Raw genomic sequence first — 15,627 nt, forward strand, 5'->3', positions numbered from 1 at the left:
GAATTCGTCTGATTGGTCTGGTGAAACCCGCAACAGGTGCGCGGCTCGTCGCAGGAACCGGGCGAAAATCCGCAGGCGGCGGTCCGCTCGAAAACTCGTCGGCCCTCGAACGCACGTCCTATTGGTAGCGCTAAACCGTTGCGGGGCAACGCATGTGCGAGCGTCGATTCGCGGGATGAAGCCGCCGAGCCGACCCGCGCGGGATTTCTTTGTTGTGCAGGCGGGCGGCGACATCCGGCGGGCGTGAGCGCGGATCCGGTGTCGGGTCGCCGTCGGTTCGCATGTGCTCGACAGAAGAATATTGGCAATTCCCGCATATTTTCTTCACTTTGTCTTACGATGTGAACCGGTTGGTGTAAATAGGTTCGCCACAGCGCCCGAACGCTCTATCGGCTGTGGAAGGGGGCAGGGGTGCTTTTGCCTCTCGGTTCGCCGTTGCCGGATGACACGGTGTCGGCAGTTCGAGGAGAGTCCGGCATGCTCGGTGGGCTGTCGGTTCCGCTCAAGTGGGGCGTGGTCGTCCCGCCGGATGACTATGACCATTGGGCACCGAAGCCGGACGCCGAAACCCTTGAACAGCCGGCCGACGTTCCCCGCCCGACCGCCGTTGCGGACGGCGTGTGGAGCGGGTGGGAAGGCGACACCGTGTCGCGGGGATCGGGTGTGATCCCGCATTCCCCAGCAGCCGGCTGAGCCCGGCGAAACCCAAACCGCTGCGATAGCGGCGCCAGGCGCTGCTCAGAATCGGCCGCCGCCACCCATGAAACCGCCGCCGGACGCACCGGGGCTGCCGCCGAACGAGGTCGGGCTCCAGCCGCCGAATCCGCCCCGCATGCCGCCGCTGAGCACGTTGCCGATGATGATCCCGCCGAGCATCGCACCCATGTCACTGCCGCCGCGGCCGACGTAGGCCCGCTGTGCCAAGTGCACGTCGTCGTTGGCCAGCGACTGCGCGGTGGCGGCCAGCGTCGACGCCGCGTTGGCGTGCGCGATCGCCTCGGTCGGCAGCGTCGATCGTTTGTCCTGCGCGGCCTGCAGATGCCGTCTGGCCTCGGCGAGCCGGGTGCGCGCCTCGGGGCCGATGCTGCCCCGGCGGGTGTCGACGTAGTCCGACACCGCACGCACCCGCGACTGCGCGGTGAACAGCGCCTGCTCCAACGACCGGTTCAGCCGCTCGGCCGCGGCCTGCTCCTGGGCCAGGGTGGCCAGTAGCCCGTTGAGGCCGGCGTCGGCTTTGGTCACCTGAGCGAATGCGCCCAGCGGATCGTCGGCAGCGCCGGCCCGTGCGCTGTCGACGGCCCGGAGGGCGGCATCGCGCGCCGCAACCAGATCACCGGTGTGCGCGGTCTTGACCTTCGGTGTCCTGCGCAGCAGTTCGTCCGCGCGCTCGATGTCGTGCTGGATGTCGGTCAGGGCCGACGGCAGCCCGTCGATGGCGTGCTGAATGTCGCCGGCCGCGTTGTCCACCGCGTCGAGCAACGCGCGCGCCTGGCCCAGCGCCGACTCGGCGGCGCGGACGGCGTCGACCAGACCGGCTTGCCGCCCGCTGACGGCATGGGCGGCAAGCTCACGGGCGCTGGTGATGTTGCGGTCGGCGAACGCCAGCCGCTCCTTGGCCGCGGTCACGTTGCCCGATACCGAAGTCAGTGCGGCCGCGCTGAAGTCGTTGTGCAGCGCGGCAAGTCGTTGTTCGGCCGGCGCGATGCGGGTGGTGAGTTCCACGTATTGCTGTGTCAGTGCGTCCAGCCGGGAGGGGGCGTTGATCACCAGATCCCGCAGCTTCTCGAACGCCTCGGTCTGTGACTCCAGTTCCCGGTCGGCGCGCGCCGCCGCCACGATCACCTGGGTGAGCAGTTCCCGGCGCTGCGCCGGCGTCTCTGGCGTGTCGTCGTCGAGTTGTTGGCGGATCGTAAAGGCTTGGGACAGTGCGGCTTTGGCGTTGGTCACGGCCTGGGTGAACGGCTGGGTCCGGTCGGCGCCGAACTCCGTGACCGCCAGGTCCAATTCGTTGGCGCTGGTGCGTAACGCGTTGTCGACGTCCACCACCAGTTCGCGGGACAGGTCGTCGAGTGCCTGCGGCGGCACCGCGGCCAGCGCATCGGCGTCGGTGGGGTCGACCCGACGCGCCGCCGCCAACGCCGCGGCGCGGCGGCGCCGACCGCGATAACGCATGACCAGCAACAGGACTGCCAGCGCGACCAGGATGCCCGCCAGCACGGCCAGCAGCGCCACCCGGCCCGACGAATCGGGCGAGGTGTCGAGTCCGTTGGCCGCCGCGACGGCGGCGCCGCTCCAATCGCCGTCGTGCAGGGCGGGCTCGATCTTGTTGCGCCGCAACTTGTCGACCTGATTTGCGGTGACGCTCTTGACCGTGGAGGGCACCAGGAAGGCGTATTCACGGCTGTGGGTGCCGACGGCCAGCAGCGCGTCGTAGGCGCCCAGATCGCTGTTGGTCACGGTGCGCTGTGCCCACCCGGCCGCGCTCTGCCCGGAGAAGTTGTCGACGTAGACCACCCACAGCCGGATGTGGCGGTCGGTGTACAGCTTGCCGAGAGCAGAGGCGACCGCCGCGCGCCCGGAATCCGACAGGGCACCCGCGTTGTCGGTGATGTAGTCGGCCAACCGGAATGGGGGTTGCGCGCCGGCGGCCGGCGCCAGCAGCAGGCCGCCGCCGAAGCCGACCGTGAGGATCGTCGCGATCACGGCGATCAGGCGAGCGGTGCAACGCATAGGGCCAATCTAGCCCCGCGACGATGCAGGCCAGTAGGCCTGCTGAGGAGTGGGGCGGTCAGGCACAGCCCCGCGACGATGCAGGCCAGTAGGCCCGAGTCGAGCCATACTCCGGCGGGCGTTCCCTGGCAGACTGTGCGTCGGTGACCGGGAATCAGCACGACCCCTACGACGACTTCGACCGTCAGCGACGGGTGGCCGAAGCGCCCAAGACTGCGGGCCTGCCGGGCGCCGAGGGTCAACACCGCACCGACTTCGCCCGGGATCGGGCGCGGGTCCTGCACAGCGCCGCGCTGCGTCGATTGGCCGACAAGACCCAGGTGGTCGGGCCCCGAGAAGGGGACACACCGCGCACCCGGCTGACGCATTCGCTCGAGGTCGCCCAGATCGGGCGGGGGATGGCGATCGGGCTGGGCTGCGACCCCGACCTCGTCGAGCTGGCGGGACTGGCCCACGACATCGGCCACCCGCCCTACGGACACAACGGCGAACGCGCGCTCGACGAGGTCGCGACGGACTACGGCGGTTTCGAGGGCAACGCCCAGAACTTCCGGATCTTGACCAGTCTGGAGCCCAAAGTCCTTGACGAGCAAGGCAATAGCGCGGGGTTGAACCTGACCCGGGCGTCGCTGGACGCGGTGACCAAGTACCCGTGGCCCCGCGGCGAAGCGCAACGCAAGTTCGGGTTTTACGACGACGACCGCGAGCCGGCCGCCTGGGTTCGGGCGGGCGCACCGGAGGGGCGGATGTGCCTGGAAGCGCAGGTCATGGACTGGGCCGACGATGTGGCCTATTCGGTGCACGACGTCGAGGACGGTGTGGTGTCCCAGCGCATCGACCTGCGGGTGCTCGCCGACGAAGACGAGGCCGCCGCACTGGCCAAACTGGGCGAGACCGAATTTTTCCGGGTGCGCGCCGACGACTTCATGGCGGCGGCGCGACGGCTCTCCGCCCTGCCGGTGGTCGCCGCCGTCGGAAAGTACGACGCCACGCTCGCGGCTTCGGTGGCGCTCAAGCGGTTGACCAGTGAACTGGTCGGCCGGTTCGCCTCGGCCGCCATCGCCACCACTCGCGCGGCGGCCGGTCCCGGCCCGCTGGTGCGCTACCGGGCCCAGTTGCAGGTTCCCGACCTGGTGCGCGCCGAGGTGGCCCTGCTGAAAATCTTGGCGCTGCAGTTCATCATGTCCGATCCGCGTCATCAGGAAACACAAGCCGGGCAGCGTGAACGCATCCATCGGGTGGCGCACTGGCTGTATGCGGGAGCGCCCCGCACGCTGGACCCGTTCTTTGCTGCGGCCTTTAACACCGCGGCCGACGACGGCGCGCGGTGGCGCGTCATCGTCGACCAGATCGCCTCCTATACCGAGGGTCGGCTCGAACGGATCGATACCCGCCAGGCCGGTCCGTAGTCGCCGGTCGGCAGGAAGTCGTCCGGTCTGGGAATCGGCGCGGCCGCCGCGAGTTAGGCTGCCCGACATGAAGAAATTCAGCGGCTCGCCCTTTGTGGCCTCCTTGTTGATGGGGCTTCCCGTCGTCGCCATGACTGCCTGCAGTTCACCGCAGCATGCGAGCACCCAGCCGGGCACCACACCACCGGTGAAGAGTGCCGCTCCGTCGTCCGGGGAGTCGACGTCGACCCCGGCGCCCGCCGCGGGCTCGCTGCGCGCGGAACTGAAGACGCCCGATGGCCGTTCGGCGGCCACCGCGACCTTCGACTTCACCGGCGGCTACGTGACCGTGACGGTGAAAACGGAGGCGCCTGGCATCCTCACGCCCGGCATCCACGGCCTGCATGTGCACGAGATCGGCAAGTGCGAGCCGAACTCGGTGGCGCCTACCGGCGGTGCGCCCGGCAACTTCCTGTCCGCCGGCGGTCACTACCAGGCCCCCGGACACACCGGCAAGCCCGAAAGTGGCGACTTGGCGTCCCTCGAGGTCCGGCAGGACGGCTCGGCGTACCTGGTCACCACCACCGATTCGTTCAACCGGGACGACCTGCTGGCGGGCAACAAGACCGCGCTGATGCTGCACGGCGCCCAGGACACCGAGAACGCAATGGATCGGGTCGCGTGCGGCGTCATCGGTACCGGCTAGCGTGCGCCGTCGCGACTTAGACTGAGCCGATGTCAAGCCCGGCAGGTTCACGCGCGGAGGGCGACGGCCGTGCCCGGGGTCGGGGCCGGATTCCCGATCGCGACATCGCCGCCATCCGCGAGCGGGTGCGCATCGACGAGGTCATCGGCGACTACGTCCAGTTGCGCCGCGCCGGCGCCGATTCGCTCAAGGGCCTGTGTCCGTTCCACGACGAGAAGTCGCCGTCGTTTCACGTCCGCCCCAACCACGGCCACTTTCACTGCTTCGGCTGTGGTGAGGGCGGCGACGTGTACGCGTTCATCCAGAAGATCGAACACGTCAGCTTCGTCGAGGCCGTCGAACTGCTCGCCGACCGGCTCGGTCACACCATCAATTACTCGGGCCCGGCGACCAGCGTGCAGCGCGACCGCGGCAGTCGCAGCCGGCTCGTCGCGGCCAACGCGGCGGCGGCGGAGTTCTATGCGGCGGCGCTGGAATCCGCCGAGGCGGCACCGGCCCGGCAGTATCTGACCGAGCGGAACTTCGACGCCGACGCGGCCCGTCACTTCGGTTGCGGCTTCGCACCCTCGGGCTGGGACTCGCTGACAAAGCACTTGATACGCAAGGGATTTGAGTTCAAGGAGCTGGAGGCGGCCGGCCTGTCACGGCAGGGGCGTCGCGGACCGATGGACCGCTTCCATCGCCGGTTGCTGTGGCCCATCCGCAGTTCGGCCGGCGAGGTGATCGGCTTCGGCGCCCGGCGGCTGTTCGACGACGATCCGATGGAAGCCAAGTACATCAACACGCCCGAGACGCTGCTGTACAAGAAGTCGAACGTGATGTTCGGCATCGACTTGGCCAAACGCGACATCGCCAAGGGGCACCAGGCCGTCGTCGTCGAGGGCTATACCGACGTGATGGCGATGCATTTGGCCGGCGTCACCACCGCGGTGGCGTCGTGCGGCACCGCGTTCGGCGACGAGCATCTGTCGATGCTGCGCCGGTTGATGATGGACGACAGTTTCTTTCGCGGCGAACTGATCTACGTGTTCGACGGCGACGCGGCCGGGCGGGCCGCCGCGCTCAAGGCCTTCGGCGGCGAACAGAACCTGGCGGGCCAGTCGTTCGTGGCCGTCGCGCCCGATGGCATGGATCCCTGCGATCTGCGGCTGAAGTCCGGTGACGGCGCGCTGCGCGATCTGGTGGCCCGGCGGACCCCGCTCTTCGAGTTCGCGGTCCGTTCGGCGCTCGCCGAGATGGACCTGGACAGCGCCGAGGGCCGGGTCGCCGCACTGCGCCGCTGCGTGCCGATGGTGAGCCAGATCAAGGACCCCACGCTGCGCGACGAGTACGCCCGCCAGCTCGCCGGATGGGTCGGCTGGGACGACGTCGCGCAGGTCATCGACCGGGTGCGCAGCCAGGCCAAGACGTCCAACACCGCGGCCCGCGGTGGCTCCGGACCCAAGGCGCCCCGCCGCGCGGCGCAGCCGCCCGCCGCGGCCCAGCCGGCCGCCAGCCGTCCTGACCCCCGAGACCCCACCCTGTGGCCGCAGCGTGAGGCGCTCAAGGCGGCCCTGCAATACCCGGCGTTCGCCGGGCCGGTGTTCGACACGCTGACGGTCGAGAGCTTCACCCATCCCGGATACGCGGCCATCCGCGCGGCCATCGAGACGGCGGGGGGCACCTCGAGCGGGATCACCGGCGCGCAATGGATCGAGGCGGTGCGTGAGCAGGCTTCGTCGCCGCTGACCGCCGGCCTGGCCAGCGAGTTGGGGGTGGAGGCCATCGCGGTCGACGAGGAGAAGCTGCCGCGCTACATCGGCGGCGTGCTGGCCCGGCTGCAAGAGGTGTGGATGGGCCGGCAGATCGCCGAGGTGAAGTCGAAGCTGCAGCGGATGTCACCGATTGAGCAGGGCGACGAGTACCACGCCCTGTTCGGGGACCTGGTGGCGATGGAGTCCTACCGGCGCAGCCTGCTAGAGCAGGCTAGCGGCGACGATTAGACGGCGTCAGCACGTCGTCGGCCGAGCCCTCGGCGTCGCGTTCCATGATGGCCGTTTGGTCGTCGATCTCGGTCAGGGTGACAAAACCGGCATCGGGTGAGATCCGATTCGCGATCTTGCGCCGCCCCCCTTCGATCATCGACTTGGCCACGGGGCTGCTGGTCAGCGCGCGATAGGTGCCGACGAGCTGCTCGTATCGGCGACGCCCAGCCTTCGAACCCAGCACGTAACCCAGCCCAAGCACCACGACATACCGGATCAAAACTTTCCTCCCGACTATCGATGGCTCCATCCTGCCTCACCGGCCGGGGCGCCCGCGCGGTCGATCCCCGTCTATGGGCGGCCCGAGGGTGGTCCACGCTAGTTGGGTGCGGTCGTGCCAGTACGCTAGAGTTCGTCCCGCGATCGGGTTAGTCCCCTGTAGCTCAATTGGCAGAGCATTCGGCTGTTAACCGAAGGGTTCCTGGTTCGAGTCCAGGCGGGGGAGCACTTCTCTGAACGTCTCAGTGGCCGGCGCTCTGGCCGCCGTCGATGTGTAGCGTCTCGCCGGTCACGAACGACGCGCCCTCTAGGTAGCGAATCCCCTCGATGATGTCGGCGATGGTGCCCATCCGGCCCAGCGGATGCATGGCGGCCAGCGCGGTCGTGTCGTCGTCGGCGTGCATCGGCGTGGCGATGTTGCCGGGGGAGATGGCGTTGACGCGGATCCCGTTGCGGGCGTATTCGATGGCCAGCGATTTGGTCACCGCCGCCAGGCCACCCTTGGTGAGCGCGGTCAATCCCGCCGGCACCCCGGAGTTTGCCTGCTCGAGCAGGGAGGTGGTCATGTTGACCACGTGGCCGCCCCCGCCTTGCCTCAGCAGCTGGGCGATGACGCGCTGGGTGATGTGGAAAAAGCCGGTCAGGTTCACCCCCGTCACCAACTCGTAGTCGGCCGGCGTGTACTCGGTGAACGGCTTGGGCACGAACACGCCCGCGTTGTTGATCAGCGTGTCCACCCGGCCGAACCGGTCCAGCGCCGTCGCGACGATGCGGTCGGCGGTCGCGGGATCGGCCACGTCACCGGCGACGGCCGCCACCTCGGCGGCATCGCCGGCGGCGATCGATCGCGAATTGGCCACCACCGCGAAGCCGAGTTCGCGGTAGGCGTCAACCAGGGCGGCACCCATGCCCTGGGAGGCGCCGGTGATGATCGCGACTTTCTGACGGGCGTGATCTGCGGTCAACGGAGGTCTCCTTGCGCGGTCTGTCGCGGACGAGGCGGTCGACGCACCACCCGGTGGCACGCCGCGAATCGTGAATCTACTGTGACCCCAGACTATTAGGAGTGCTCGCCTCGATGCCGCTGCGCGTTGGCGCACCGATGAGGTCACGCGGCTGAGCGCGCATCCCGATGGCCCGGCCATCGCCTGCCCGGGCGGGCACCCGTCATCGTCACGGATTAGCCTGTGGCGCGCCGGCTTTCGAGGCGCTCGGCGCCGGTCGGCTGGCCGGCCCGCCCGGGGGTGGGTGACAAGCCCAGGTGGTCGCGCAGCGTGTGGCCGCGGTATTCGGTGCGGAAGCTACCGCGCTCCTGCAGCAGCGGCACCACCTTGGCGACGAATTCGTCGAGGCCGTGCGGCGTCAGGTGCGGCACCAGGATGAAGCCGTCGCAGGCATCGGACTGCACGTAGCGATCGATCTCGGCGGCGACCTGTGCCGGCGTTCCGACGAATTGCTGGCGGCTGGTCACCTCGATGATCAGCTCGCGGATCGACAGGTTCTCGGCTTCCGCCCGGGCGCGCCAGGTCTGGGCGACCGTCTTGGGGTCGCCGTGCCGGACCCGCCCGCGGGTGATGTTCGGGTTCTCGACGGGATCGACGTCGGGCAGGGGCCCGTCGGGGTCGTAGGCCGATAGGTCCACGCCCCACACCTGTTCGAGGAATGCGATCGCGGTCGGGCCGCTGACCTGCTGCTCGCGGATGTGGCGGGCGTTGTCCTGCGCCTCTTCGGCGGTGTCTCCCAGTGCGAACGTCGCGCCGGGCAGGACCTTGAGCTGGTCGGGGTCGCGCCCGTAGGCCGCGGCACGGCTCTTGACGTCGCTGTAGTAGCGCTGACCCGCCTCGAGCGAACCGTGCAAGGTGAACAGGGCATCGGCGTGCCTGGCCCCGAAGTCACGGCCGTCGTCGGAGTCACCGGCCTGCAGCAGCACCGGGTGGCCCTGCGGCCCGGCCGGCAGGGAGGCGACGCCGCGGACGTCGAATTGCGGACCGTGGTGCTCGACGACGCCGATGCGGGCCGGGTCGGCATAGATCCCGGCGTCGACGTCGGCGACGACGGCATCGGGCGTCCAGCTGTCCCAGAACCGCCGCGCGACGGTGATGAATTCCTCGGCCCGGTGGTAGCGGTCGGCGTGGGCCAGGAACCCGCCGCGGCGGAAGTTCTCCCCGGTGAACGCGTCGGAGGAGGTGACCATGTTCCAGGCTGACCGCCCGTCGGACAGGTGGTCCAGCGTCGCGAATTGCCTTGCCACTTCGTACGGTTCGTTGAACGTGGTGTTGATGGTGCCGGCCAGGCCGAGCCTGTCGGTGACCGCGGCGAGCGCGGCCAGCACGGTGAAGGTGTCGGGCCGTCCGACCACGTCGAGGTCGTGGATCTTGCCGCGATGCTCACGCAGCCGCAGGCCTTCGGCCAGAAAGAAGAAGTCGAACAGCCCCCGCTCGGCGGTCTCGGCAAGGTGCACAAACGATTCGAACGCGATCTGGCTGCCCGCACTCGGATCCGACCACACCGTGGTGTTGTTCACCCCGGGGAAGTGGGCGCCCAGATGAATCTGCTTGCGGTGGCCTGCTTCTCGAACGCTCATCCGGTCAGTCCCCATCGTTTGGCGATCAGTTCATGCGAGCGCAGCCGGTCGACGTGGCGGTGGGTCACGGAGGTGATCACCAGTTCGTCGGCGCCGGTGACCCGGCCCAGCAGTTCGAGCCGGTCGGCGACCTCGTCGGGGTTGCCGACGAATTGTGTTGCGGTGCGGTCGGCCACCAGCGCCTGCTGCTCCTCGGTCAAGGGCTCGCAGAAATCGGGGTCGGGGTAGGGGATGGCGCCGTGACCGCTGCGGATGGAATACACCCACCGGCCGTAACCGGACGCGAGGTGGCGCGCGGTGGCGCTGTCCTCGGCGACCACGACGTCGGCCGACACCACCACGTAGGGCTCCGATAGCCGCGCGGACGGGCGGAAGGCGTTGCGGTAGACGGTGATTGCATCGAGCGCCGTGCCGGGGGTGATGTGGTAACTCGCGACGAACGGAAGCCCACGGGCGCCGGCGACCTCGGCGCTTTGCCCCTTGGTGCTGCCGAAGATCCACGGCGCCAACTGACCGCGCTCGCCGGGAACGGCATGTAGGTCATGGCCATCGACGCTGTAGGTGCCCGCCAGCAGCGCTTCGATGTCGGCCAGTTGGTCGGCGAAGTCGGGAGGTTGTGCGCACGGTTGCGCCAGCGCGGAGGCCTGCGCCCGGATCCGCTCGCTTTTCATCAGCGGTGTTTGGTCGAAGGGTGCGGGGATGACAAGCCCGTCGACCTCACGCCACGGCGTGGGCGCACGCTCGGAGTGGACCGGGGGCGGCGCCGCGGCGGCCTCCTTGCGCCGCTGCCCGGACCGGCCCAGCCCCATGTCGATGCGGCCGGGGTAGAGCGCGTCGAGGATGCCGAAGCTTTCCACCACGGCGAGCGCCGTCGTGTGGCCGATCTGCACGGCGGCCGACCCGACGTGGATTCGCTCGGTGGCCGCGGCGATCTGGCCGATCAGCGTCACCGGCGAGGAGCTGGCGACCGCGACGAAGTGGTGCTCGGCCAGCCAGTAGCGTCGGTAGCCCCAGCGCTCGGCGTGCTGGGCCAGATCGATGGTGTTGCGCAGTGCCGTCGCGGCGTCGCTGCCGGCGCTGATGGGCGCGAGGTCGAGGATCGACAGGGGAGTGATGCTCATGACGGCGCCGTCGCGTAGCGGTTCGGTGCGGTCGCCAACCCGAGGCGGTCGCGCAGTGTCTCGCCGTCGCGGTAGCCGGTGCGAAACCGGCCGGCGCGCTGCAGGCGCGGCACCAGGTCGTCGACGATGGCGGGCAGGTCGAGGGCGTTTACCGCGGGCCGCAGCCGCACCCCATCGACACCGGCGTCCTGCCAGGCGAGCAGGAGATCCGCCAAATCAGTTGTGCTGCCGACGAATACGAGTGCATCGGACGAGATGGCCGCTGCGGGCGCCAGTGGATCGTCGACCAGCGACACCACCAGGTCCGCATAGACTTTGAGCTTCCGGCCGGCGGCCCGCTGCGCGTGGCCCACATCGGCCAGGATGGCCCGCAGCGAGCCCTCGTCGTGCGGGGTGATGAAGACCAGGTCGGCGCTGGCGGCGGCGAATTCGTAGACCCGCGGTGCGTGGGCAAGTGCGGCCACCACCGGCTGGCCCTGAGGCGGGCGCGGGGTGATCGAGGGCCCTTTGACCGAGAAGCGCTCGCCGACGAAGTCGATGTAGTGCAGTTTGTCGCGGTCGATGTAGCGGCCGGTCGCCACATCGCGGATGACCGCGTCGTCCTCCCAGCTGTCCCAGAGCCGGCGCACCACCTCCACCGCGTCGGCGGCCTCGTCGAACAGGTCGTCGCCGTCGGGGGCGGCCCGCCGGCCGAACAGGGCGGCCTCGTGCGCCGTCGGGCTCACCCGCACCTGCCATCCCGCCCGGCCGTGGGAGATATGGTCAAGCGTCGCAATGGCTTTCGAGACGTGGAACGGTTCGGTATGGGTAACGGTCGCCACCGGAATCAGGCCGATGTGTCGGGTGGCCGGGGCGATGCGGGCGGCGACCAGCGTGGCATCCGCGCGTCCCGCCAGGCGCCGCGGCGAGATGTCGGCGCTGCGGCCGGGTTGCGCGTCAAGGCTGTCGTCGATGGTCAGGAAATCCAGCAGGCCGCGCTCGGCGGTGCTCGCCAGCGCTGCCCAATAGCGGCCGCTCAGTTGCCCGCCACCGGTCGCGTTGTGCGCGAACGCGTATCGCCACGCGTGGGGGTGCCAGCCGTAGCCGTCCAGTCCCACAGCCAGATGCAGCTCGGTCATGGTCGGTCCCCGGTGATCCCCGTCGGTTCGGCGTCGCGCAGCATGGTCATAACCCACTGTGCAACGCTGCCGACGGCGCTGCATTCCAAAACCGGGTTAAGTTCAGGCTGAGTAATACTTCGCCGAGTTCAGCCCGGCGGAACGCGGCGATGCGGGTTCGGTGCAGCGTGGCGAATACGGGCGATCACGGCGTCTTGCTCTGAACGCCACCGTCTTTCAGATGGAGAAGTCCTCGCCGTGCCACACGCCGGCTTCGGGCGGCCGGATGACGTGATTGCTCTGGGCGCCGTCCGCGCGGGCTTCGAGTTTGGTCACCCGGGTCAGCAGCGACTGCAGGCTGACTCCGACGAGGTCGGGCATCATCGAGTCGTCCGGGCTGCCGGGACGGCTGCGGCTGATGACCTGTCCGGGCACGCCGACGACCACTGAGCTGGACGGAACCTCTTTGACCACCACGGCGTTGGCGCCGATACGGCTGTCGTCGCCGATCTTGATGGCGCCCAGGACCTTCGCCCCGGCGCCGATGGTGACCCGATCACCGATGGTGGGATGACGTTTGCCGGTGTCCCTGCCGCTGCCACCGAGGGTGACTCCGTGATAGATGGTCACGTCCTCGCCCACCTCGGCCGTCTCGCCGATTACCACCCCGGTGGCGTGGTCGATGAAGAGACCGGGGCCGAGCACCGCGCCGGGGTGGATCTCGACGCCGGTGAGGATGCGGGTGATCTCGCCGAACGTTCGCGCGGCCACCTTTGCGCCGCGGTTCCACAGCCAATGGCTGACGCGGTGACCCCAGATGGCGTGCACGCCCGGGTAGGCGAAGATCACCTGCAGCGTGGTCGGGACGGCCGGATCGCGTTCCCTGGCCGCTCGGATGTCACGACGGATGGCTTCGAGCATGACTAATCGGCCAGGTCGGAGAACAGCGGCGTGCTCAGGTACCGCTCGCCGAAGTCGGGCAGCACCACGACGACGAGCTTCCCGGCGTTCTCGGGCCGGCGGGCCACCTGCAGGGCGGCTACCACCGCCGCCCCCGAGGAGATGCCCACCAACAGGCCCTCCTCGGCGGCCAGCCGCCGGGCCAGGGTGATGGATTCCTCGTTGCCGACCGCGATGACCTCGTCGACCAGATCCAGCGCGAGCACGGGCGGGACGAACCCGGCGCCCAAGCCCTGGATCGGGTGCGGCCCTTTCTGTCCGCCGGACAGCACCGGCGACGCGGCCGGTTCGACGGCGATGAACTGCGCCGAGGGCTTGCGCTCCTTGATCACCTGGGCCACACCGGTGATGGTGCCGCCGGTGCCCACCCCGGCGACGAAGATGTCGACCTTGCCGTCAGTGTCGCGCCACACCTCTTCCGCGGTGGTCTTGCGGTGGATCGCGGGGTTGGCCTTGTTCTCGAACTGCTGTGGCACGAAATAGCGTTGGTCGCTTTTGGCAAGCTCCTCGGCCTTGGCGATGGCGCCCGGCATGCCCTCGGATCCAGGGGTCAACACGATCTCGGCTCCCAAGGCGCGCAACAACATTCGCCGCTCGACGCTCATGGTCTCCGGCATGGTCAGCACGCAACGGTAGCCGCGGGCCGCGGCCACCAGCGCCAGGGCGATGCCGGTGTTGCCGCTCGTGGGCTCGAGAATGATGGTGTCCGGTTTGATCAGGCCCGCCTGCTCGGCCGCGTCGATCATCGCGACCCCGATGCGGTCCTTGACACTGTTTCCCGGGTTGAAGAATTCCAGCTTGGCGACGACGTCGGCGACCGCACCCTCGGTGACCCGGTTCAGCCGGACCAGCGGGGTGTTACCGATCAATTCCGTGACGTTCTCCGCGATGCTCATCTATCTTTTGTCTCCAACGACGTAGGACCAGGCCTCATCCGCCTGCCAGCTAATATCGAACTCTATGTTCATCTCGGTGGGGATGGCTAGCGCTACAGGGGTAAAGCGTTGCGACGCTTCGTCCAGCGCCACCCCGGTGAGCACGCGTCCATGCAGATCGCCAAGCGTTTTCGCGGTGAGCGTTATTCCCGAGGTGCCCGGCGCCTGGCGTATGTAGAAATCCGTGCCGGGCTGGATCGTGTCGCCGAATGCGAAGCCGTCGGCGTCCACCAGCTCGTGACCGCCGGTGGCGCTGAGTATCAGCGGGATTCGCACCTGGAACGGCCCGACGAGGCCCGAATCCGCGGCGGCGTGCTGGTCGACCAGCAGGGCTTCGTCGGCGTGGTGAGCGAACTTTCGCGCCTGCGCGAGCAGGTAGTTGTACAGGTGCACGACCTTGTCGGCGTTGCGATAGTGGCGCGCACCGGTGAGCCGGAAGCTGACGTGCTCGATGCGGGGGACATCGGCATCGGATTGTGCGACCAGCCGGTAGTAGCGGTACCCGCGCCCGCCGCGGCCATGGCTGCTCGACGACAGTGTGCTGCCCTCGCCCAACGTGCGCTGGTGGCGGCCCCGGCCGGGGCGCACGGCCAGTTCGGATCCCGAAACGTCTTGCCAGTCAAGGCCATTGGCCGATTTCTGCAGCCGTACCGTGAGGTGCCCGTTGGAGGCGACCCACACCGAGTAGCCGCCGAGCTGAGGCGCGCCGTCGAATTCGAAGGTGATCACCGGCCCCGGTGAGCGGTGAACGGCGACGGGCACGTTGAGCGGGCGGGTGTCCAGCGCCAGGCCGTTGGTGAAAAACCAGATCGCGGCCTGGGTCGCGGCGATCGCCTCGTGCTCGTTGATGTTGGCCGGTCCGAGCGGATAACCCGCGTCACGCACCTGGCGGCTCAGTTCGGCGACGGAGCGCATCGGAAAGGAGTTCCGCAGGATCCAGCCGACCGTGGCTTCGTGGCTGGATGCGCGCAGATGGGGCAGGGCAGCCCAGGTGTCGACGCGGTAGCGCGACGGGTGCTGCGGCGCGACGCCGGTGAAATCCAGCGAGTAGGCGTGCACGTTCGGGTTGAGCCTGATCAGGTCGGTGCGCGCCCAGCTGCCGTCGGTGAACACGACCCGGTCGACGGTGTGGGAATAGGTGCCACCCCGGTAACGGGTCATGCGGTTGAGCGCGGTGGCCGGTCGGACCACCGAACGCCGGCGGGTCGCCACCGGCGCCAGGGCACGGTTGGGCTCGGACAATATGGTCATGGGTTGCTGGTCTTCCTGAAAGGCTTTGGTTGACCCACGCCTTCACGCCACCGGGCAGACCCGGCGGTACCGCCCGGAAATGGGCTAGCGCGGGGATTTCTACAGCGTCAGAGTGCTCAGGAAATCAACAGCAACAACAGTCCACGCCGACGCAGCGCGACGGGACAAAGCACGACTGTGCGGGGTGTTGCATATCCCCACTATAGGGCATCGGCACTTCTCGACCCGTTTCGCTCAGCCGGGCTCAAAACCTTCTGGCCTGCCCCTACACTTGCCTAGGCTCGGCGCGCGGGCCCGCTTCTGTTGGGGGACGATAGATCCGCCCGATCCCGGCCGCAGTTCACGCATGAAAGGATCACGATGACGTCGGCTCAAAACGAGTCTCAGACACTTGGCGACCTCGCTGCCCGGCAACTAGCCAACGCGACGAAGACTGTCCCCCAGCTTTCGACCATCACGCCGCGCTGGCTGCTGCACCTGCTCGGCTGGGTCCCGGTGGAGGCCGGCATCTACCGGGTGAACCGGGTGGTCAACCCCGAGCAGGTGGCGATCAAGGCCGAGGCGGGCGCCGGCACCGACGAACCGCTGCCGGAGACCTATGTCGACTACGAG

General features: G+C 68.8%; 12 protein-coding genes, 1 tRNA gene and 2 pseudogenes. 6 read left to right on the top strand and 9 right to left on the bottom strand.

The features are described from left to right. Positions 1-411 precede the first annotated feature (411 nt). A pseudogene (locus A5622_RS30245) lies at positions 412-565 on the top strand (hypothetical protein); the annotation flags it as partial. Positions 566-738: 173 nt separating this feature from the next. On the opposite strand, the gene A5622_RS17980 reads toward A5622_RS30245, so the two are convergent. After that, positions 739-2,730, bottom strand: coding sequence for a TPM domain-containing protein (locus A5622_RS17980; protein ID WP_066880375.1), 1,992 nt, complete (start codon positions 2,728-2,730; stop codon positions 739-741). Between the two features lie 143 nt (positions 2,731-2,873). Between A5622_RS17980 and A5622_RS17985 the strand changes: the two genes are divergently transcribed. The 3 genes from A5622_RS17985 to dnaG all read left to right on the top strand — a co-directional run bounded on the left by A5622_RS17985 (position 2,874) and on the right by dnaG (position 6,806). Next, complete coding sequence (locus A5622_RS17985; protein WP_066869604.1) at positions 2,874-4,139, top strand: deoxyguanosinetriphosphate triphosphohydrolase; 1,266 nt, start codon at positions 2,874-2,876, stop codon at positions 4,137-4,139. Positions 4,140-4,206: 67 nt separating this feature from the next. After that, positions 4,207-4,824, top strand: a complete 618-nt coding sequence (locus tag A5622_RS17990; RefSeq protein WP_066880377.1) for a superoxide dismutase family protein — start codon at positions 4,207-4,209, stop codon at positions 4,822-4,824. Positions 4,825-4,853: 29 nt separating this feature from the next. Continuing rightward, a complete protein-coding gene (dnaG, locus tag A5622_RS17995) occupies positions 4,854-6,806 on the top strand; it encodes a DNA primase (RefSeq protein WP_066880379.1) in 1,953 nt (650 codons plus the stop codon). On the opposite strand, the gene A5622_RS18000 is transcribed toward dnaG, so the two are convergent. Next, positions 6,790-7,068 (bottom strand): hypothetical protein, encoded by a 279-nt coding sequence (locus A5622_RS18000; RefSeq protein ID WP_066869612.1) that lies wholly within the window; start codon positions 7,066-7,068, stop codon positions 6,790-6,792. The genes dnaG and A5622_RS18000 overlap by 17 nt on opposite strands. A 152-nt stretch (positions 7,069-7,220) precedes the next feature. On the opposite strand from A5622_RS18000, the gene A5622_RS18005 reads away from it, so the two are divergent. Then, positions 7,221-7,293 (top strand) — tRNA-Asn (locus A5622_RS18005). 16 nt (positions 7,294-7,309) lie between these two features. Here the strand turns inward: A5622_RS18005 and A5622_RS18010 are convergent. From A5622_RS18010 to A5622_RS18040, 7 genes are all read right to left on the bottom strand, one after another. Beyond that, positions 7,310-8,032 carry an SDR family NAD(P)-dependent oxidoreductase gene (locus tag A5622_RS18010; protein ID WP_255361711.1) on the bottom strand — a complete coding sequence of 241 codons (723 nt, stop codon included), beginning with the start codon at positions 8,030-8,032 and terminating at the stop codon, positions 7,310-7,312. A 215-nt stretch (positions 8,033-8,247) separates the two neighbouring features. Further along, the gene (locus tag A5622_RS18015) at positions 8,248-9,651 is read right to left on the bottom strand and encodes an NtaA/DmoA family FMN-dependent monooxygenase (protein WP_066880381.1); all 1,404 of its coding nucleotides are present in this window, start codon (positions 9,649-9,651) and stop codon (positions 8,248-8,250) included. Then, positions 9,648-10,772, bottom strand: a complete 1,125-nt coding sequence (locus tag A5622_RS18020) for an LLM class flavin-dependent oxidoreductase (RefSeq protein WP_066880383.1) — start codon at positions 10,770-10,772, stop codon at positions 9,648-9,650. Before A5622_RS18020 ends, A5622_RS18015 begins: the two co-directional genes overlap by 4 nt. Next, positions 10,769-11,890 (bottom strand): LLM class flavin-dependent oxidoreductase, encoded by a 1,122-nt coding sequence (locus A5622_RS18025; RefSeq protein ID WP_066869622.1) that lies wholly within the window; start codon positions 11,888-11,890, stop codon positions 10,769-10,771. Before A5622_RS18025 ends, A5622_RS18020 begins: the two co-directional genes overlap by 4 nt. A gap of 216 nt (positions 11,891-12,106) precedes the next feature. Continuing rightward, complete coding sequence (gene cysE / locus A5622_RS18030) at positions 12,107-12,790, bottom strand: serine O-acetyltransferase (protein WP_066869625.1); 684 nt, start codon at positions 12,788-12,790, stop codon at positions 12,107-12,109. A gap of 2 nt (positions 12,791-12,792) precedes the next feature. Next, positions 12,793-13,725 carry a cysteine synthase A gene (cysK, locus tag A5622_RS18035; RefSeq protein WP_066869628.1) on the bottom strand — a complete coding sequence of 311 codons (933 nt, stop codon included), beginning with the start codon at positions 13,723-13,725 and terminating at the stop codon, positions 12,793-12,795. Then, positions 13,726-15,015 carry a thioester domain-containing protein gene (locus A5622_RS18040; protein WP_066880385.1) on the bottom strand — a complete coding sequence of 430 codons (1,290 nt, stop codon included), beginning with the start codon at positions 15,013-15,015 and terminating at the stop codon, positions 13,726-13,728. It abuts the gene before it with no gap. A gap of 360 nt (positions 15,016-15,375) precedes the next feature. Here A5622_RS18040 and A5622_RS18045 point away from each other — a divergent pair. After that, a pseudogene (locus A5622_RS18045) lies at positions 15,376-15,627 on the top strand (hypothetical protein); the annotation flags it as partial.

This window comes from Mycobacterium sp. 1245801.1, assembly GCF_001673055.1.
Taxonomy (GTDB): domain Bacteria; phylum Actinomycetota; class Actinomycetes; order Mycobacteriales; family Mycobacteriaceae; genus Mycobacterium; species Mycobacterium europaeum_A.

Excerpts from the sequence above, each read along its gene's own strand:
- A5622_RS18015 (WP_066880381.1), bottom strand. The coding sequence starts at position 9,651 with ATGAGCGTTCGAGAAGCAGGCCACCGCAAGCAGATTCATCTGGGCGCC.
- cysK (WP_066869628.1), bottom strand. The coding sequence starts at position 13,725 with ATGAGCATCGCGGAGAACGTCACGGAATTGATCGGTAACACCCCGCTG.
- A5622_RS17990 (WP_066880377.1), top strand. The coding sequence starts at position 4,207 with ATGAAGAAATTCAGCGGCTCGCCCTTTGTGGCCTCCTTGTTGATGGGG.
- cysE (WP_066869625.1), bottom strand. The coding sequence starts at position 12,790 with ATGCTCGAAGCCATCCGTCGTGACATCCGAGCGGCCAGGGAACGCGAT.
- dnaG (WP_066880379.1), top strand. The coding sequence starts at position 4,854 with ATGTCAAGCCCGGCAGGTTCACGCGCGGAGGGCGACGGCCGTGCCCGG.
- A5622_RS18020 (WP_066880383.1), bottom strand. The coding sequence starts at position 10,772 with ATGAGCATCACTCCCCTGTCGATCCTCGACCTCGCGCCCATCAGCGCC.
- A5622_RS18025 (WP_066869622.1), bottom strand. The coding sequence starts at position 11,890 with ATGACCGAGCTGCATCTGGCTGTGGGACTGGACGGCTACGGCTGGCAC.
- A5622_RS17980 (WP_066880375.1), bottom strand. The coding sequence starts at position 2,730 with ATGCGTTGCACCGCTCGCCTGATCGCCGTGATCGCGACGATCCTCACG.
- A5622_RS18040 (WP_066880385.1), bottom strand. The coding sequence starts at position 15,015 with ATGACCATATTGTCCGAGCCCAACCGTGCCCTGGCGCCGGTGGCGACC.